This window comes from Kribbella sp. NPDC055071, assembly GCF_053608045.1.
The window spans coordinates 60,284-78,077 of sequence record NZ_JBSGUS010000027.1; the positions used below are offsets into that span (position 1 = coordinate 60,284).

A 17,794-nucleotide genomic window follows, 5' to 3' on the forward strand; every position below is an offset into this window, starting at 1 on the left:
ACCAGCCTAACGCCGCCCCCGCCATACCCCGGAATCCAGCGCACCCCTCACGCCGCGACGGCACCCCGCGCGACCAGGAAGGCTCGCCACTGCGCGGCCTGCTCAGGCGTGAAACTCTGCTTCGGAAGCATGAGGAAGCCCGCACCGGGCAGGCGGAGCTGCCAGTCGGTCGCCGTCTCGCGAACCGATGTCAAGGCGTCCCAGCCGAACTCGAGCTTGCTGATCGCCGTGCGGACAGTGACGCCGGAATCGGTCAACGTGTAGGTGTAGACGCGGCCGTACTTCTTGGCCAGCACCTGGCGCATCACGCCGACGATCTCTGGGTAGATCAGGCACAGGATCCCGACGGTCACAACCGTCGCATCAGGTCCGACCAGTGCCGCCAGAAGCAGGCACAACACCCCGAAGCCTCTGAAAGCCCACCCCACCCACCGCAGCTGAGCCCGCGCAAGCCGCAACCGCCGCCTGAGCGTCCCCTCAACCGAAATCGTGATATCCATCAACGCCTGATCCTCCCCTGTCTCTTTCCTCCCTGACCTTCGCTGAAGGTATCGGTCACGAGTGGCTCCGTGGACGGCTAGGCACGGGCTGCAGTCCGTGCCTTCAGGAAGGCACACCATTCCATCCGCTGGGCCAGCGTCATGGCGTTGGGTTCAGCTGAGATGTGCGAGCAGTAGGGGGTCGATGATTTCGGGGTGGGAGTAGGTGACGAGGTGGGCGGCGTTTGGGATGACTTCTAGGTGGGCGCCGGGGATCTGGGTGGCTAGGGGGATGACGGTTTCTGGGGGGATCGAGGTGTCGGAGTCGGTGGTGATCAGGAGGACTGGGGCGGTGATGTCGGCCAGGGCTGGGAGGAGGTTGGTTGTTGCTAGGGCCTCGCAGCAGGCGGCGTAGCCCTCGTCTGGGGTGTCTAGGAGCATTTGGCGTACGGGGGCGGTGTCGGTGAAGTCGGGGAGGAACCAGCGGCTGATCGTGGCGTCGGTGATCGCCTGGGTGCCCTCGGCCCGTACCTGCGCGGCGCGATCGGTCCACATCTGTTGGTTGGCCGCCGGATTGGACGGTGGGCAGAGCAGGGCGAAACGGTGGAAGCGGTCGGGCGCGTTCTGAGCAAGCCAGAGACCCACCGCGCCGCCGAGCGAGATCCCGACGTACGACGCCTGCTCGACCTCCAGCGTGTCGAGTAGCTCGACCACGTCCCCGCCGAGGTCGTCGATCGTGTAGGGCCCGGGCGGGACCTCGGACTTCCCGTGTCCGCGATGGTCGAACGCGATCACCCGATGCCGCTTCGCCAGCACCTCGACCTGCGGCTCCCACATCGCCTGACTCGTGCCGAGCGACCCACCCAGCAGAACCACGGGAGCGTCGTCTGGACCGGCCGCCTCGTAACTGAGTCGCATGAGCATCAGCGTACGGACTGCGGCCGTGTACGTCCCGGGCATTGCGTTAGCGGTCTGCCGGCGAGCCGCTAGCGGTAGAGAGCGAGGGCTCCGGTCAGGGAATCGACGGCTGAGCGGGGGCCGTAGAGGGCCAGGCCCAGGTAGCTGATGTCGTCGGGCTTGGTGCCGGCGAGGGTGGCAGACATCTGGTCGTAGGTGCGAGCCTGCTGAGCGACCTGATGCATGTCGTGAATGGTGATGTCCGGCCGGGCGGCCGCTTGGGCGCGGAGGGATTGGAGTTGCTCGCCGGGTGCCCGAAGTACCGGGATCGGGTACGCGCACATGCCGGTGTGGGGTACGCCGGCAGCATCCGCGGTGTCGGGTCCGACCGCGCCGTCGTGGTGGTGGCCGAGTCCTACTCCGAGGAGGGCGGCGGTGTTCAGGGCAACGCCGATCGGCGCCTCGGCCGCGATGATCACGACCATCTTGTTCGTCAGCACAGCGGAAACGGTAGCCGGGTGCACGGCCCGATCGGATCTGCTCCGAACATTATTCGGCAGATCTGGGAAACTCCCAGGCATGGACGAACTTGATACGGCGCTGCTGCGGATGCTGCAAAACGACGCTCGCCGGACCAACCGGGACATGGCGGCCGAGCTGGGGATCGCGCCGTCGACGTGCCTGGAGCGGATCCGCGGGCTGCGCGACCGTGGCGTGATCAGCGGATTCCACGCGCAGGTGGATCTGGCCGCGATCGATCGGTCCACCCAGGCGATCATCTCGATCAAGCTCCGGCCGCAGGCGATGGCCGTGGCGACGTCGTTCCAGGATTACGTGATGCAGCTTCCGCAGACCCTGGACATGTTCATGGTGTCCGGCGGCTCCGATTTCCTGGCGCACGTGGCGGTCAAGGACACCCGGGCCCTCCGCGATCTCGTGCTCTCATTGGCCAAACGCCAGGAGATCGCCGACATCCGCAGCTCAGTAGTCTTCGAACACCACCGTCGTACGACGATCCTCCCGCTACCGGATCGCTGACAGGTCGCGGGGTTGACGACGACGCGACCGAACGTGCGACGCCGGTCAGGCAGTTTTGAGCGCCTGCTGGGCCTTGGTGACCGCGGTTTCGGTGGCTGGGTCCAGCTCGCTGCCTTGACCGGCCAGGACGGAGACGGAGACGACCACATCGTTGACGCCGGTGGTGAGCGCCGTGAACTCGAGGCCTCGTTTGGGGCCGCTGGTGCCGGTGAGCTTGAAGGCCTGGGGGCTGGTGCCGTACTTGGGCGCCGGGAGCTTCTCGACGTTCATCGTCGTGTTGGCCTCGCCGGTGGTCTTGAGAGTGACCTTCGGGCAGTCGTCGACCGCCTCGGCGTAGGTCTTCTGGAGGTCGGCGACCTTCTTCGACGTGCCCATCGCGTCCAGGCCGAAGTCGATGTACGGGCCTTCCTGGCTGCCGGAGAACGAGCGGCTCACGCTGACCTTCGCGCCGGGCGCCTTGGTCGCGTTCAGGTATTTGACCAGGGTCTTGCAGCGGCTGCTCGGTGAGGAGAACGGCTTGGACTCGTCGGCCTCGTCCTTCTCCTCGGAGAAGCCGGAGGGGAGATCCTTCAACGCCAGCAGGGCTTCGGTGAGTTCGGCCTTGGTTCGCGTGACGACGACGTCGGAAGGTGCCGACGAGATCACGCTCGGTGTCGGCGTCGTACCGGTCGGGGTAGAAGGGGCCGACCCGCTCTTCTTGTCGTCGCCACCACAGGCTGTCAGGGACAGCGCGAGTGCGGCGGCCAGAGCAACCGGAGCGAGTGTCAGCTGGGATGGCACGAACCTGGTCATGGATCCCTCGATGTGCCGGGCGGTGGTTGAGCAGGCAGCAGCGTACCCGACGGATCAGTCCGCACCGGGGAGGCCGCGTCGGGGGATGATCAGAAGCGGTGTGACCGGAGATGGATGTTCTGCAGCAGGCCGACGGCCAGCAGACACGCGAACATCGACGAACCGCCGTACGAGACGAACGGCAGGGGCAGGCCGGTGACGGGCATGATGCCGAGCGTCATCCCGATGTTCTCGAACGCCTGGAACGCGAACCAGCAGACGATCCCGGTCGCCACCAGCCGGCCGAACGCGTCGCGCGCGTTCACCGCGATCCGCAGGCCGCGGAACAGCAGCACCGCGAACAGCACGATGATCGCGCCGGCCCCGATCAGGCCGAGCTCCTCCCCCGCGACCGTGAAGACGAAGTCGGTGTGCTGCTCGGGGACGAACCCGTTCTGCGTCTGACTCCCGTGGAACAGCCCTTGGCCGAAGACCCCGCCGTTGCCGATCGCGATCCGGGCCTGGTTCACGTTGTACCCGATCCCCTGCGGATCCTGGGACGGATCGGCGAACGCGATGAACCGGGACAGCTGGTACTGCTTCAGCACCTGCAACTTGATCGCGATCGCGGCCACCACGACGCCCGCGGTCAGCAACCCGAGCATCCAGCGTTTCGGTACGCCGGAGACCGCGATGATCCCGAACACGATCGAGCCCAGCACCATCACCGTGCCCAGGTCCGGCTGCAGCATCACCAGGATCACCGGTACGGCGGCGACCGCGATGGCCTGTGCGACGTCGATCGTTCGCGCTGTGTCGTGCCGGTCGGTCTCGCCTTTCTCCGCGATCAGCAACGCCATCCCGACGATCACCGCAAGCTTGGCGAACTCGCTCGGCTGGATCGACATCCACGGCAGCTGGATCCACGACCGTGATCCGTTGATGGTCGAGCCGACGCCGGGCACGAGCACCAAGATCAGTCCGACGATCGAGGCGGCGTACAGCACCGGCGCCAGGATGCGGACCCGGCGGTGATCGGTGACCGCGGCTCCGATCGCGAGCACGAGGCCGATCGCGAAGTTCAGCGCGTGCCGCAGCAGGAAGGCGTACTGGTTCCCGCCGGTCAGGGATGTCCGGCCGTGGGTCGCGGACCAGATCAACATCGCTCCGATGAACGACAGCGCGACGACGGTGAGCACGAGGATCCAGTCCACCTGCCACACGGTCGATCGGCGGTCCATCCTCGGCCGCGTCCGGATCGGGCTCAGCAATGCCATGGTCGCGCCTTCACTGCTTCGGCTTGTTCTGCTCGGCCGGTGGCGGGGGCTTGATGTTGTACAGCGTCTCGTAAATCTTGCGGACCGCGTCGCCACCGGCACCCGAACCGGTACCGGCCTGGCTGAGCATCATCACCACGGCATAGCGATCCGTGTACGACGCAAGCCACGACGTGGTCTGCTTCCCGAACACCTCGGCCGTACCCGTCTTGGCCCGGATCGGGATCTGGTCGATCGGGAAGCCGTTGAACTTCCAGGCCGCCGTACCGGACGTGACGGTCTCCCTCAAGGCGCGGTCGATGTAGCTCAGCGTGCTCTTCGGGACCGGCAGCTTCGCGCTGACCTTCGGCTTGATCTCGTGCGCTTTGCCGTTCGGGCCGATCCAGGACTGGACCACGCGTGGCTCGTACAGGGTCCCGCCGTTCGAGAGCGCCGCGTAGACGGTGGCGAGCTGGATCGGGGTGACGGTCGTGTCGCCCTGGCCGATGGCGAAGTTGACCGCGTCACCGGCGCGGTACTTGTACCCGTCGACGCAGAACTCGCTGGAGAACTGCTTCAGGAACGCGGACGTCCCCGACGGCGGGTTGTCCGCGAGCTTGCAGTAGTAGTCCTTCTGCGCGTCGTAGTACTTCTTCTTCCACGCCCGGTCCGCGATCCGCCCGCTGACCTCACCAGGAAGATCGATCCCGGTCGGCTTGCCGAGCCCGAACTTCTGGGCCATCTCGACCAGCGGATCGTGCACCGTCAGGTCGCTGGAATTGCCGCCCTCTTTGAGCCAGAGCGCATACGCGACCCGGTAGAAGAACGTGTCGCACGACAGCGCGAGCGCCCGGTCGAACCCGATCATCCCGTACGACGCGGACTCGAAGTTCTTGAAGCGACGGTTGCCGACCTCGAAGTACGACGAGCAGTCGAGCCTGGTTTTCGTGCTGTACCCAGCACCCAGCGCGGCGGCGGTGGTGACCGGCTTGAACGTCGACCCCGGGGCCAGTTGTGCTTGCAGGGCACGGGAAACGAGCGGGGTGCCGGCCTTCGTCGAGTACAACGCGTCCAGCTCACGCTGGGAGATGCCGCCGACCCAAACACCCGGGTCGTAGCTGGGGTAGCTGGCCATCGAGATGACCCGGCCGGTCTTGGTGTCCAGCACGACCGCTGCACCCGAGTCAGCGACGTACTTCTTGTGGGTGACCGGGTCGGTCTGCTTGCGCGCGGTCAAGATCGCGCTCTTCAGCTGCGCCTCGACCGTGGCCTGGATCCGCGCGTCGATCGTGGTCACCACCGTGGCCCCCGGGACCGGAGCGGTCTGCTTCTGGATGCCGGTGGTGTACCCGACCGCGTCGACGATCACGTCCTTCACACCAGGCGTGCCGCGCAGCAACTGGTCGTACGTACGCTCCACGCCGGCCCGCCCGACCAGGTCCGACCGATGCGGCACCGAGTCCTGACCTGACTTGTCGATGTCGGAGAGCTCGTCGGTCGTGATCGGCGAGAGATAGCCGAGGATGTGGGCCGCGTTGACGTTGAACGGCGCCGGATACGCGCGCAGGGTCTGCGATTCGGCGGCGATCCCCGGGAAGTCCTCGCGGCGCTCCATCACCTCGATGGCGACCTGTTCGCTGACATCCTTCGCGACCGGGATCGGCTGGTACGGCGTCCCGTTCCAGCAGGCGGGCGGTTTCGTCGCGCCGGGCTCACCGCACAGCATCGTGCGAGCCTTCAGGTCCTTCGGCTTCTGCCCGAGCACCTTCGCGAGGCGGGTCAGTACGACGTTCTGCTGTTTGTCGGTCAACTTCGCCAGGACCGAGCGGTCGACGGTGATGACCAGGGAGACCCGGTTGCCGACGAGGGTGCGGCCTTTGGAGTCGACGATCGTGCCGCGGGGCGCCGGAACGAGGACCTCGCGGGTGTGGTTCTGCGTGGCGGCCTGCGAGTAGTCGGCGTTCGACATCACCTGCATGTACCAGAGCCGGCCGGCCAGCGTGCACATCAACGAGAAGACCAGCACGCCGATGACGAAGAGGCGAAGCCGAGCCTTGAGGGGCGCTTCGAATCCGTCGAAGCTCATGGCGCGACTCGTCTGCGTTCGCGAGCCGGGGTGATGCGGCCCATGATCCACATGACCAGCGGGATCACCACGATGGCGCCGACGACGTCGTACCCGGCGGCTATGCCGATGCGGACGCCGAACTCACCCCAGTCGACCGACGGATCGTGCAACAGCGAACCCGTGGCGCTGTAGAGGAAGAGCGAGATCACCGTGCCCAGCACAACGGTGAGCGCGACGCCGAGCGGACCGACCGGCCCGGTCGAAGTCTCGCGCCGGATCAGACCGGCCACATACCCAGCGATGGCGAGCGACAGCGCCCACCGGCCGGCGGTGTGATCGGCCGGCGGCACGACGTCGAGCAGCAGGCCGCCCGAGAACCCGGCGAGCGCTCCCCACTCCGGTCCGCGCGACAACGCGAGCGCGATGACCACGATCAGCGTCAGGTCACAGGTCACCCCGGCGACCGCGATGTTGGTCAGCACAGATGTCTGCACGGTGACGGCGGCCATCAAGAAGAGGGCGGCCAACCCGATACGTACTGCGATCACGTCAGTTCCCCCTTCCTTGAGGTGCACTGCCTGCTGGTGGTTTGAGTTGTGCGCGTGGTGCCCGGGCCGGTGGTCCGGTCACCACTCCTACGGTGTCGATCCGGGTGGGATCGACGTACGGCTTGATGATCGCGGTGGATCCGAGAGCGCCCTCGTTCGGCGTCACCGAGGTGACGACGCCGATCGGAACGCCCGGCACGTACGGCGCGTTGCCGCTCGAACCCCAGGTGACGATCCGGTCGCCGACCTTGGGCCGCGCCTTGAGATCGACCAGCTTGTAGTCGAGGGTGCCCGCGATGTCGCCCCGGCCGGAGACGAAGCCGAGCGCCATCGACGCGTTCAGCCGACCGCCAACCGTCGACTGGCGATCGCCGATGAGCAGCACGGTCGCCGTGCCCTGAGTGGTCCGCACGACCCGGCCGACCAGGCCGATCCCGTTGAGCACGGTCATGTCGACGTGGACGCCATCCGCCGTCCCGGCGTCGATCGTGACTGTGTGGTTGAAGCTCTGCGCACTGCCGACCCCGATGACCCGTGCCGGCGTCATCGTGTACGCCGGTGCGAGCTTGAGCAGCTTGTCCAACTCCTCGGCCCGGTTGCGGGCGTAGTCGGAGGTGTTCAGCTGTTGGGTGAGATCTTCGTTGTCCTTCTTCAGTTTTTCGTTCTCTGCCTTCAACCTATCCATTTCCGCGAAGCGGTCCCGGAGGTTGTCCACAGGCTCCCGCGCGGAGGTCGCGGTCGACTCGAGCGGACCGAAGACTCCCGCCGCGGCCTGCCGCAGCGGCTCGACCGGCGAGCCCGCCGAGCGCCGCGCGTCGAGCACCATCAGCGTGAGACAAGCCAGAACGACGAGCACGAGCACGGTCCGGCGTCGCCGGAGGCCCCGCGGCTGCCCGGCCGAGCGGAGCGGCGCACCGGCCGAACGGAACGCGCTCCTGGCCGGAGCGCCGGCCGAACGAAAGGCGCTCCTGGCCGGGGTGCCGAGGTCTTTGAGCATCGGTGGAACCTCAGCGCCGGGTGTCGGTTACCAGGATGCGGTTCAGGGTCTCGATGTTGTCGACGCACTTGCCGGCACCGAGAACGACGGCGTCCAGCGGGTTGTCGGCGACGTGGATCGGGATGCCGGTCTCGTGCCGCAGCCGCTCGTCCATGCCCTTCAGCAGCGCGCCTCCGCCGGTCAGCACGATGCCACGGTCGACGATGTCGCCGGCCAGCTCGGGCGGAGTCTTGTCCAGCGTCGCCTTGACCGCGTCGACGATCGCGGTGATCGGCTCCTCGATCGCCTGCCGGATGTTCGCGGACGAGACCTTCACAGTGCGCGGCAGACCGGAGATCATGTCCCGGCCGCGGATCTCGCTGTCCGGCCCGTCGGTGGTCGGGAACGCCGACCCGATCGTCATCTTGATCTGCTCGGAGGTGGCCTCGCCGAGCATCAGCGAGTACTCCTTCTTGCAGTAGTTCACGACTGCCTTGTCGATGGCGTCGCCGGCCACCCGGATCGACTGGCTGGTGACGATGCCGCCGAACGAGATGACCGCGACCTCCGTCGTTCCGCCGCCGATGTCCACGACCATGTTGCCGGTGGCGTCGCGTACCTCGAGGTTGGAGCCGAGGGCGGCGGCCATCGGCTCCTCGATGATGTAGACCTTGCGGGCGCCGGCCATGTACCCGGCGTCGCGGACCGCGCGCTGCTCGACCGCGGTGATCCCGGACGGTACGCAGACCACGATCCGCGGCTTGGCGAAGTACCGGCGGCGGTGCACGCGCTGGATGAAGTACCGCAGCATCTGTTCGGCGGCGTCGAAGTCGGCGATGACGCCGTCCTTCAACGGGCGGATCGCGGTGATGTTGCCGGGGGTCCGGCCGATCATCTTCTTCGCCTCGTGCCCGAACGCGACCGCTTCGCGCGGTTCGTCCGTCCGGGTCGCGACCACCGACGGCTCGTTCAGCACGACGCCACGACCCCGCACGTACACCAAGGTGTTCGCCGTACCCAGGTCAACCGCCATGTCGCGGCCGAGCATGCTGTTCGCCACCGCGGCACCTCCAACTGGGCCCTCGACTCAGGCTAAGCGCCGCCCGCGCACAGCCCACGGACCGACACGGTCAGCCCGCCCGGCACGTATCGTATCCGCACCCTCACCCCAAGTCCCCGCCGGGCGTCAGGCCAGGTCGGGGAACCAGAGTTTGATTTCTCGGGTGGCGGAGTCTTCGGAGTCGGAGCCGTGGACGAGGTTTTCGCGGTTGGACAGGGAGAAGTCGCCGCGGATGGTGCCGGGGGCGGCCTTGCGGCCGTCGGTGGCGCCGTTCAGGGCGCGGACGACCTCGATCGCCTCGTCGCCTTCCAGGACCAGCGCGACCAGCGGGCCGCTGATGACGAACTCGCGCAGCGGCGGGTAGAAGGCCTTCTCGACGTGCTCGGCGTAGTGCTGGTCGGCCTGCTCAGCGTCGATCGTGCGCTGGTCCATCGCGACGATCCGGAGCCCCTTGGCCTCGAACCTGCCCAGCACCTCACCGACCAGGCCGCGGCGGACCGTGTCGGGCTTGAGCAGGACCAGGGTGCGCTGCGACATCTGTCAACTCTCTCTCGAAGTAGTACGGGCGGCTGAGCCTAACCGCTGTGTGCCTGCTGTGTGCGCTTGGCTTCTTCGATGCGACGGCCGAGGACTATGGCGGCTACCCAGAAGGCGGCGAAGGCCAGGCCGAGGACGAACATGACGGGTACGACGAAGCCGAGGCCGACGGCGCCGACCTGGACGACGGAGCCGAGGATGTAGCCGACCTGGTTTCTCAGGAGGCCGGTCGCGACGATGGACAGGACGGCCAGGCCCAGGCATACCGACAGTGCTACTGCGGGGCGGACGTCGGCAACGGAGATCATCACGGGCGTTGCGAGCGCCAGGACGAGGGACTCGAAGCCCAGCACGATCGACGCGAGGGATCTCATGACTGATCCTCCGGGCGCTGGTCCGGCGAGGGCCCGTCCTGCTCCGGCTCGTCCTGCTCTTGCCAGCGGGCTTCGTCGGCCTGGCGGGGCTTGCGGACGAGCAGGGTCCGGGCCTCACCGGCGGTGATGACCGAGCCGGTGATCAGGACGCCCCCGGACCCCATCGCGATCGAGTTCTCCTCGGCCAGGCGGATCGCGTCGTCGATGGCGTCGACCAGGTGCGGGCGGACGAGGACCCGGTCCTCGCCGAAGATCTCGCTCGCGAGCTCACCCAGCTCCTCGGCCGGCATCGACCGTTCGACGAAGCTGTTCCGGGTACACACCACTGTCTCCATGATCGGTTCGAAGGCCTCGAGGACGCCGTACACGTCCTTGTCCTTCATACAGCCCAGTACGCCGATCAACGGCTGGAACGCGAACGCCTCGGAGACCGCGGCGGCCGTGGCTGCGGCGCCGTGCGGGTTGTGGGCGGCGTCGACGAGGATCGTCGGGCTGGTCCGGACGACCTCCATCCGGCCGGGGCTGGTGACCTCGGCGAAGCCGGCCTGCAGCAGTTCCGTGGTGACGCGGCCCTCGGTCTGCGCGCTCGCACCGAGCAGCGCCTCGACCGCGGCGACCGCGATGGCGGCGTTGTGCGCCTGGTACTCACCGTGCAGCGGGACGAAGACCTCCTCGTACTCCCCGCCGAGACCCTGGATCGAGATCACCTGACCGCCGACCGCGAGCGAGCGGCTGGTGACGCCGAACTCGATCCCCTCGCGGGCGACCTGCGCGCCGACCTCGGCGGCCCGGGCCAGCAGTACCTCGAAGACCTCCAGGCTCTGCTGCGCCATCACCGCCGTACCGCCGGCCTTGATGATGCCGGCCTTCTCGCGCGCGATGCCGACCGGATCGTCGCCGAGGATCTGCGTGTGGTCGAGCGCCACCGGCGTGATCACCGAGACGGTCCCGTCGGCGACGTTGGTGGAGTCCCAGGTCCCGCCGAGGCCGACCTCGATCACGGCCACGTCGACGGGCGCGTCGGCGAAGACCGCGAACGCCATCCCGGTCATCGCCTCGAAGAACGACAGCGGGTGCTCCTGCTCGGCGTCGACCACGTCGAGGTACGGCTCGATCTCGACGTACGCCTCGACGAAGCGCTCCTCGCTGATCGGCTCGCCGTCGAGGGTGATCCGCTCGCGGATCGTCTCCAGGTGCGGGCTGGTGAACCGGCCGGTGCGCAGCCCCGCCTCACGCAGCAGGCTGTCGACCATCCGGGAGGTCGTCGTCTTTCCGTTCGTCCCCGTCAGGTGCACCACCGGGTACGCCTTCTGCGGATCGCCGAGTAGCTCGACCAGCCGCTTGATCCGGTCGAGCGTGGGGTCGATCTTCTGCTCCGGCCAGCGGGCCTGGAGCCGTGCCGATACCTCGGCGTAGGAGAGGTCGCTCATCAGGATGCCAGTCTAAGAGGGCTGTGGATAAAGCGTTCGGAGCACCCCTTGACAACCACTAGGATTGCCGTATGAGTGAAACGTCCCGTGTTCCTGACAAGCCCAGCCTCGACGGCCTCGAGGAGAAGTGGGCTGCGGTATGGAAGGAGCAGCAGACCTATGCCTTCGACCGTACGGCGGAGCGCGCGGACGTCTACTCGATCGACACTCCCCCGCCGACGGTCTCGGGGTCACTGCACGTCGGGCACATCTTCAGCTACACCCACACCGATCTGATCGCCCGGTTCCAGCGGATGCGTGGCAAGCACGTCTTCTACCCGATCGGCTGGGACGACAACGGCCTGCCCACCGAGCGTCGCGTTCAGAACTACTACGGCGTCAAGTGCGATCCGTCCCTGCCCTACGACCCGGACTTCACCCCGCCGGAGAAGCCGGACCCGAAGAAGCAGGTCCCGATCTCCCGGCAGAACTTCGTCGACATGTGCGGTCAGCTGACCCACATCGACGAGCAGGCGTTCGAGGCGATGTGGCGGCAGGTCGGCCTGAGCGTCGACTGGTCGTATCTCTACACGACGATCTCCGAGGACTCCCGGCGTACGTCGCAGCGGGCCTTCCTGCGCAACTTCGCCCGTGGCGAGGCGTATCTGTCCGAGGCGCCGACGCTCTGGGACGTCACGTTCCAGACCGCGGTCGCCCAGGCCGAGCTGGAGGCGCGGGACTACCCGGGTGCGTATCACCGGATCGCGTTCCACGGCGCCGACGGCCCGATCTACATCGAGACCACGCGGCCCGAGCTGATTCCGGCCTGTGTCGCGCTGATCGCCCATCCCAACGATGAGCGCTACAAGCACCTGTTCGGGACGACGGTTCGGTCGCCGTTGTTCGACGTCGAGATCCCGGTCCTCGCGCACGAGGCCGCGGAGATGGACAAGGGCGCCGGCATCGCGATGTGCTGCACGTTCGGTGACCTCACCGACGTCACCTGGTGGCGCGAGCTGCAGCTCCCGATCCGCGTCATCATCGGCCGCGACGGCCGGATCCTGCGCGACACGCCCTCCTGGCTCGAAGGCTCCGAGCCCGCGGCATCGTTGTACGGCGAGCTCGCCGGGAAGACCACGTTCAGCGCGCGCGAGCTGATCGTCGGCAAGCTGCGCGAGAGCGGTGACCTGGACGGCGAGCCGAAGCCGACCCAGCGCAAGGCGAACTTCTACGAGAACGGCGACAAGCCGCTCGAGATCGTCTCGACCCGGCAGTGGTACATCACGAACGGCGGCCGGAGCCCGGAGCTCAAGGCCGAGTTCATCGAGCGCGGTAACGAGCTCGGCTGGGTCCCGGAGCACATGAAGCACCGCTACCTGAACTGGGTCGAGGGCCTGAACGGCGACTGGCTGGTCTCGCGCCAGCGCTTCTTCGGCGTCCCGTTCCCGGTCTGGTATCCGCTCGACGCCGACGGCGAGGTCGACTACGCCCACCCGCTGATGCCGAGCGAGGCCGAGCTGCCGATCGACCCGACCTCGCAGGCACCGCGCGGGTACGACGAGTCCCAGCGCGGCAAGCCGGGTGGGTTCGAGGCCGACCCCGATGTGATGGACACCTGGGCGACGTCGTCGCTGACGCCGCAGATCGTCTGCGGCTGGGAGCGGGACGAGGACCTGTTCGGCCGTACCTTCCCGATGGACCTGAACACGCACGCCCACGAGATCATCCGGACCTGGCTGTTCTCCCGCGTCGTCCGCGCGCACTTCGAGAACGGGACGCTGCCGTGGGCGCGGTCGATGATCTCGGGATTCGTCGTCGACCCGGATCGCAAGAAGATGTCCAAGTCCAAGGGCAACGCGGTCGTTCCGTCGGAGATCCTGGACAAGTTCGGCTCGGACGCGGTCCGGTGGCGGGCCGCGATGGCTCGGCCGGGGCTGGACTCGCCGTTCGACGAGTCGCAGATGAAGGTCGGGCGACGGCTGGCGATCAAGGTTCTGAACGCGTCGAAGTTCGTTCTCGGGTTCGGGGCGACGACGGTTGACGCGTCGGCGGTCACGGAGCCGGTCGACCTGGCGATGCTGCAGCGGCTGCGCTCGGTCGTCGCGGACGCGACGGCGGCCTTCGAGCGGTACGACTACACCGGCGCGCTCGAGGTCAGCGAGCGGTTCTTCTGGACCTTCTGCGACGACTACGTCGAGCTGGTGAAGGAGCGCGCGTACGGCGGTCAGGGTGACGCGGCGGCTGATTCGGCGAAGGCGGCGTTGGCCGTTGCGTTGTCGGTTCAGCTGCGGCTGCTCGCGCCGTACCTGCCGTTCGCGACCGAAGAGGTGTGGTCGTGGTGGCAGGAGGGTTCGATCCACCGGTCCTCGTGGCCGACGGTCGAAGCAGATCTTGCCGTCGCGGATCAGGCGGCTGAGGTCCTCGACGCGGTCTCCGAGGTGCTCGCGGGGATCCGCGGGGCGAAGTCGGAGGCGCAGGTCTCGATGAAGACCGAGGTCAGCAAGGTCGAGGTCAGCGGTCCGGCCGCGCGGTTGGCGCTGGCCGAGCGGGCCGAGCCCGATCTGCGGGCCGCCGGGCGGATCACCGGGGAGATCGTCTGGCACGCCGACGACTCCGACGCAGTGAAGGTCGTCGCGACGCTCTGACCGCAACTTTGTGACGGTTGCCCGCCTCCTATCAGGGAGGCGGGCAACCGTCTTTCCCGTTGAAGCGAGATGCTGGAGTCGGCACCCTCTCCGCCCGAGGAGCCGGAGCCGGACACCGACTACGCTACGGAGCCGATTTGTCTCGATGTGGAACCATCGGGTCCGAACCGCGCGACCGCAGCCCGAGGAGCCAACCCCATGAGCGACCCCACCACCCCTGCCGACCAGCAGCCGGCGGAGAAGGCGACCACCACGGGCACAACTGACGCCGCGGACGACACGACCGAACTGGCCGCGGTGAAGGAAGAGCTCGCGGCGCCGCCGGTGAAGGAGTCCGCGGAAGAAATCAACAACCGCTTCTGGGGCCGCAAGCGCCGCCGGGGGCGCGCGGACGAGCCGAGCGTCACCGCGGCGATGAGCACCGTCTCCGAATCCGACGTGAACCTGGTCGAGCCCCACACCAAGACCCCGAACACGTCGGTGGGCTCCGAGACGGAGAAGGTCGAGCCAGCGGGGACGGAGAACGTCGAGGCGGCGGAAACGGCGGAGAAGCCGGTTGCGTCTGACGTCGAGAGCCCGGACACCTTGGTGGGCGCCGAGACGAAGGCGACGGAGAAGGTCGCGGCGGACGGGACGGCCGCGGGTGCGGCGGACAAGCCTGCCGAGGCGGTTGGTAAGAAGTGGTGGCGGCGGGTTCGGGGGCGGGATGTTTTGGTTGTCGTGGGTGGACTGGTGGTTGTGGTTGGGGTGTTGGCGGCGTTGTGGTTTGTCTGGGGCGTGGGGCCGGTGAGCAAGTTGTATACGTCGCGGGCTATTCATCCGCCGGCGAAGATTGCGGGGCTTGATCGGGTGACTGACAAGAGCATTCGTGATCAGTTGCAGGTCGAGCAGATCCGGCAGGCGCTGAAGCGGATCAACGACGGGAAGGACGCGTCCGTCGAGGCGTACGGGACGCTGGACGGGAACCGGATGTTTCTCGTGATCGCGATGCGCGGCCGGCTCGACGTCAACAAGACCATCGCGGACTCGGGCGTGGCACCGGACAAGATCAAGCACGTCGGCAAATCCACCTGCATCGAGACCAACGACAACCTCCCGACGCAGTGCTACCGCAGCTCGAACACTCTCACCGTGATCACCCAGTCCGCCAACGAAGGCGTCCCCGTCGACCAGGTCGAGCCCATCGCCGAAGAAGCCTTCAACGCAATGAAGTAGCCGGCACTGAAGTAGCCGGCACTGAAGTAGTCAGCTCAGCACCCCGGCGATCCCGATCATGATCGGGATCGACAGCAAGGTGCTGAGCAACACCACGCTCCGCGCGAGTGTCCGGCTGCTGCGGTAATGAACGGCGTACACATAGACGTTCTGCGCGGTCGGCAACGCAGCCAGCAGGACCGGCGCCAACAGAGCCACGCCGTGGAGATCGAGCAACCAACGACCCACGGCGTACGCGGCAAGCGGCTGCACCAACGTCTTCAGGACCACAGCCAGTACGACGTCCCGCTGCAACGTGATCGCGTCCTTCGTGCCCGCGCTCAGACTGAGCCCGTACGCGACCAGCGCAACAGGCACCGCGGCCGCCGCGACCAGATCGATCGGCCGCATCACGAGAGTCGGCAACTGCACCCCGGCGGCGGAGACCAGCAGCCCGAGCAGCGACGCCACAGTCAGCGGGTTCCGGAACGGCCGCGCCAGCACCGTCCGCAGCGACACCCGCCGACCGGCCCCCTGCCGATCTCCGTCCAGAACGGCGAACGCGACCGGCGCCATCACCAGCAACTGGAACAACAGGATCGGCGCAACCAGCGCGCCGTCCCCCAACACGTACGCCGCCACCGGCACGCCGAGATTGCCCGCGTTCACGTACGACGACGCCAGTACGCCGATCGTCGCCTCGGATCTCGTCCGTCGCCACAGCGCCGCGAAGACGAGGAAGATCGCCTGTACCACGAACAGGCTGGACACGTTGGTGACCAGGATGGCCGAGAAGATCGAATGCAGGTCCGCGCGAGCGACGGTGGTGAAGAGCAACGCCGGCGTCGCCACGAAGAACGCGAGCCGGGACAGCACCAGCTCGTCCTGTGAGCGCAGTACGCCGAGCTTGCCGATGACGTACCCGAGCAGGGCCACCGCGACCAGTGCGACGAAGGCGCCGACGACGGCGGACATGTCAGACGCTCAGCGAGATGGGCACGAACGCGATCCTAGAGGAAACGTGGCGGCACGGAACCGTAACCTGTCAGATGCTAACGAGTCAGCGGCTAGAGCTGTGAAATTCCACCATCCGCCCCGACGATGGTGGGTATGAATACTTCCGCTCGAGTGTTCCGGGTCGCGTTGAGCGCGGCCGCGGTGTTGGGCCTGGTCGGCGTCCTCCCGGCCGAGGCGAATCCGGCCGAAGGATCCGCGACACCGGCCACCGTCGTCGCGGCCGGATACGGTCTGCCGATCGGCGACGCCGATCTCGTCGAGACCCGCAGCTACCGCACGCTGGCTCGCGGCGTCACGCTGACCACGATCGTGCGCGGCACCGACCCCGCGCCCGCCGACCAGATCAACACGACGCCGCGTGGACCGTGGGTGGTCAACGTGCTGACCATCGACCCGAAGAAGGCCAAAGGCCACCTGCAGGCGACGTACGGTCCTGACCTCGCCCGGGTGGAGAAGACCTCGGACCTGGTGAAGTCGGCCGGCGCGCTCGCCGGCGTGAACGCGTCGTTCTTCACCTTCACCGCGAACCCGGCCTACCCCGGCGACCCGGTCGGTCTCGGGATCTCCGCCGGCAAACTGCTGAGCGAGCCGCTCACGGACCCGGCCGAGGCCAACCTGCTGGTCGATGCCAAGAGCAACAAAATCACCACCGGGCACCTGAGCTGGTCCGGCACGATCCGCAACCGCCGCGGCACGGAACTCCCGCTCGAGTTCATCAACCACCCACCGGTGATTCCGGCCGCCTGCGCGACGCTCCCCGACCCGACCACGTGCACCGTGCCGGGCGACGTCGTACTGTTCACCCCCGAGTTCGCCGCGACGACGCCAGCAGGGTCAGGTGTCGAGGTCGTGCTCGACAGCAGGGGCTGCGTCGTCCGTACGTCGAACCTTCGCGGTACGGCGCTCGCCGCCGGCCAGACCTCGTTGCAGGCGACCGGCCAGGACACCAACGCCCTGCTCAAGGTCGCGGCGACGGGGTGCGGTGTCCGCACCGACCTCAAGCTCACCGACGAGAACGGCCACAAGGTCCCGCTGCACAACGGCCTGTACGGCGTCACCGGTCGCTACCAGCTCACCAAGAACGGCGAGATCGTCGTGCCGGCCGGAACCGGCAGCTTCTTCGACCGCAACCCGCGGACCATCGCCGGTACGACGCGCGACGGCAAGATCATCCTCGCCGCGCTGGACGGGCGCCAGACCACCAGCGTCGGTACGACGATGAACGAGACCGCCGCGGTCGCGAAGTCGCTCGGCCTGCGCAACTCCATCAACCTGGACGGCGGCGGCTCCACCGCGATGGCGCTCCAGGACGGCACGCTGGTCAACCACCCGAGCGGCACCAACGGCGCCGAACGCGCCGTCGGCGACGCCATCGTCTTCGTCCCCACGCACTGACGATCCCCATGCGCTAGCGGTCCGCGGGGGCCCCCCCCCCCCCGGGGGGGGGGGGGGCGCGGGGCGGGTGACCAAAAGGTGGTGGGGTTTACGGGTACGGCGGGAACCCGGGGGGTGGTGTGGGGAGTAT

Annotated in this window: 17 protein-coding genes; 4 read left to right on the forward strand and 13 right to left on the reverse strand. The window is 67.6% G+C overall.

The window, feature by feature from the left end; genetic code table 11:
• Positions 1–47: 47 nt before the first annotated feature.
• The 3 genes from ACWF4Z_RS33200 to ACWF4Z_RS33210 all read right to left on the reverse strand — a co-directional run bounded on the left by ACWF4Z_RS33200 (position 48) and on the right by ACWF4Z_RS33210 (position 1,876).
• Positions 48–500 (reverse strand): YcxB family protein, encoded by a 453-nt coding sequence (locus ACWF4Z_RS33200; RefSeq protein WP_452247145.1) that lies wholly within the window; start codon positions 498–500, stop codon positions 48–50.
• Between the two features lie 153 nt (positions 501–653).
• Positions 654–1,397: a 3-oxoadipate enol-lactonase gene (pcaD, locus tag ACWF4Z_RS33205; RefSeq protein WP_452247146.1), complete on the reverse strand. Its 744-nt coding sequence runs from the start codon at positions 1,395–1,397 to the stop codon at positions 654–656.
• Positions 1,398–1,465: 68 nt separating this feature from the next.
• On the reverse strand, positions 1,466–1,876 hold the full coding sequence (locus ACWF4Z_RS33210) for a DUF2000 domain-containing protein (RefSeq protein WP_452247147.1): 411 nt from the start codon (positions 1,874–1,876) through the stop codon (positions 1,466–1,468).
• Between the two features lie 79 nt (positions 1,877–1,955).
• On the opposite strand from ACWF4Z_RS33210, the gene ACWF4Z_RS33215 reads away from it, so the two are divergent.
• Positions 1,956–2,414, forward strand: coding sequence for an Lrp/AsnC family transcriptional regulator (locus tag ACWF4Z_RS33215; RefSeq protein WP_452247148.1), 459 nt, complete (start codon positions 1,956–1,958; stop codon positions 2,412–2,414).
• A gap of 45 nt (positions 2,415–2,459) precedes the next feature.
• On the opposite strand, the gene ACWF4Z_RS33220 is transcribed toward ACWF4Z_RS33215, so the two are convergent.
• From ACWF4Z_RS33220 to ACWF4Z_RS33260, 9 genes are all read right to left on the reverse strand, one after another.
• Entirely contained in the window at positions 2,460–3,206 is a 747-nt protein-coding gene (locus ACWF4Z_RS33220) for a hypothetical protein (protein ID WP_452247149.1), read from the reverse strand.
• Positions 3,207–3,295: 89 nt separating this feature from the next.
• Positions 3,296–4,462, reverse strand: a complete 1,167-nt coding sequence (rodA, locus tag ACWF4Z_RS33225) for a rod shape-determining protein RodA (protein ID WP_452247150.1) — start codon at positions 4,460–4,462, stop codon at positions 3,296–3,298.
• A 10-nt stretch (positions 4,463–4,472) separates the two neighbouring features.
• Positions 4,473–6,527 carry a penicillin-binding protein 2 gene (mrdA, locus tag ACWF4Z_RS33230; RefSeq protein ID WP_452247151.1) on the reverse strand — a complete coding sequence of 685 codons (2,055 nt, stop codon included), beginning with the start codon at positions 6,525–6,527 and terminating at the stop codon, positions 4,473–4,475.
• The gene (gene mreD / locus ACWF4Z_RS33235; protein ID WP_452247152.1) at positions 6,524–7,057 is read right to left on the reverse strand and encodes a rod shape-determining protein MreD; all 534 of its coding nucleotides are present in this window, start codon (positions 7,055–7,057) and stop codon (positions 6,524–6,526) included. Before mreD ends, mrdA begins: the two co-directional genes overlap by 4 nt.
• 1 nt (position 7,058) lies before the next feature.
• Positions 7,059–8,054 carry a rod shape-determining protein MreC gene (mreC, locus tag ACWF4Z_RS33240; protein WP_452247153.1) on the reverse strand — a complete coding sequence of 332 codons (996 nt, stop codon included), beginning with the start codon at positions 8,052–8,054 and terminating at the stop codon, positions 7,059–7,061.
• Positions 8,055–8,064: 10 nt separating this feature from the next.
• Positions 8,065–9,093 (reverse strand): rod shape-determining protein, encoded by a 1,029-nt coding sequence (locus ACWF4Z_RS33245; RefSeq protein ID WP_452247154.1) that lies wholly within the window; start codon positions 9,091–9,093, stop codon positions 8,065–8,067.
• Positions 9,094–9,219: 126 nt separating this feature from the next.
• Positions 9,220–9,630, reverse strand: a complete 411-nt coding sequence (ndk, locus tag ACWF4Z_RS33250; RefSeq protein WP_452247155.1) for a nucleoside-diphosphate kinase — start codon at positions 9,628–9,630, stop codon at positions 9,220–9,222.
• Positions 9,631–9,668: 38 nt separating this feature from the next.
• Positions 9,669–10,004 (reverse strand): DUF4233 domain-containing protein, encoded by a 336-nt coding sequence (locus tag ACWF4Z_RS33255; protein WP_452247156.1) that lies wholly within the window; start codon positions 10,002–10,004, stop codon positions 9,669–9,671.
• Positions 10,001–11,434: a bifunctional folylpolyglutamate synthase/dihydrofolate synthase gene (locus ACWF4Z_RS33260; RefSeq protein WP_452247157.1), complete on the reverse strand. Its 1,434-nt coding sequence runs from the start codon at positions 11,432–11,434 to the stop codon at positions 10,001–10,003. The genes ACWF4Z_RS33255 and ACWF4Z_RS33260 overlap by 4 nt, the downstream gene beginning before the upstream one ends.
• 71 nt (positions 11,435–11,505) lie before the next feature.
• On the opposite strand from ACWF4Z_RS33260, the gene valS reads away from it, so the two are divergent.
• Positions 11,506–14,058, forward strand: coding sequence for a valine--tRNA ligase (valS, locus tag ACWF4Z_RS33265; RefSeq protein ID WP_452247158.1), 2,553 nt, complete (start codon positions 11,506–11,508; stop codon positions 14,056–14,058).
• A gap of 198 nt (positions 14,059–14,256) precedes the next feature.
• The gene (locus ACWF4Z_RS33270; RefSeq protein ID WP_452247159.1) at positions 14,257–15,273 is read left to right on the forward strand and encodes a hypothetical protein; all 1,017 of its coding nucleotides are present in this window, start codon (positions 14,257–14,259) and stop codon (positions 15,271–15,273) included.
• A 30-nt stretch (positions 15,274–15,303) separates the two neighbouring features.
• Here ACWF4Z_RS33270 and ACWF4Z_RS33275 read toward each other — a convergent pair whose 3' ends face one another.
• Positions 15,304–16,227, reverse strand: a complete 924-nt coding sequence (locus ACWF4Z_RS33275) for an AEC family transporter (protein ID WP_452247160.1) — start codon at positions 16,225–16,227, stop codon at positions 15,304–15,306.
• Positions 16,228–16,362: 135 nt separating this feature from the next.
• Here ACWF4Z_RS33275 and ACWF4Z_RS33280 point away from each other — a divergent pair, with 135 nt between their 5' ends.
• Positions 16,363–17,664: a phosphodiester glycosidase family protein gene (locus ACWF4Z_RS33280; protein ID WP_452247161.1), complete on the forward strand. Its 1,302-nt coding sequence runs from the start codon at positions 16,363–16,365 to the stop codon at positions 17,662–17,664.
• The last annotated feature ends 130 nt before the right edge of the window (positions 17,665–17,794 follow it).

Coding starts and splice junctions, on each gene's coding strand:
- ACWF4Z_RS33200 (WP_452247145.1), bottom strand. CDS start 500: ATGGATATCACGATTTCGGTTGAGGGGACGCTCAGGCGGCGGTTGCGG.
- pcaD (WP_452247146.1), bottom strand. CDS start 1,397: ATGCGACTCAGTTACGAGGCGGCCGGTCCAGACGACGCTCCCGTGGTT.
- ACWF4Z_RS33215 (WP_452247148.1), top strand. CDS start 1,956: ATGGACGAACTTGATACGGCGCTGCTGCGGATGCTGCAAAACGACGCT.
- ACWF4Z_RS33220 (WP_452247149.1), bottom strand. CDS start 3,206: ATGACCAGGTTCGTGCCATCCCAGCTGACACTCGCTCCGGTTGCTCTG.
- rodA (WP_452247150.1), bottom strand. CDS start 4,462: ATGGCATTGCTGAGCCCGATCCGGACGCGGCCGAGGATGGACCGCCGA.
- mrdA (WP_452247151.1), bottom strand. CDS start 6,527: ATGAGCTTCGACGGATTCGAAGCGCCCCTCAAGGCTCGGCTTCGCCTC.
- mreC (WP_452247153.1), bottom strand. CDS start 8,054: ATGCTCAAAGACCTCGGCACCCCGGCCAGGAGCGCCTTTCGTTCGGCC.
- ndk (WP_452247155.1), bottom strand. CDS start 9,630: ATGTCGCAGCGCACCCTGGTCCTGCTCAAGCCCGACACGGTCCGCCGC.
- ACWF4Z_RS33255 (WP_452247156.1), bottom strand. CDS start 10,004: ATGAGATCCCTCGCGTCGATCGTGCTGGGCTTCGAGTCCCTCGTCCTG.
- ACWF4Z_RS33260 (WP_452247157.1), bottom strand. CDS start 11,434: ATGAGCGACCTCTCCTACGCCGAGGTATCGGCACGGCTCCAGGCCCGC.
- valS (WP_452247158.1), top strand. CDS start 11,506: ATGAGTGAAACGTCCCGTGTTCCTGACAAGCCCAGCCTCGACGGCCTC.
- ACWF4Z_RS33270 (WP_452247159.1), top strand. CDS start 14,257: ATGAGCGACCCCACCACCCCTGCCGACCAGCAGCCGGCGGAGAAGGCG.
- ACWF4Z_RS33275 (WP_452247160.1), bottom strand. CDS start 16,227: ATGTCCGCCGTCGTCGGCGCCTTCGTCGCACTGGTCGCGGTGGCCCTG.
- ACWF4Z_RS33280 (WP_452247161.1), top strand. CDS start 16,363: ATGAATACTTCCGCTCGAGTGTTCCGGGTCGCGTTGAGCGCGGCCGCG.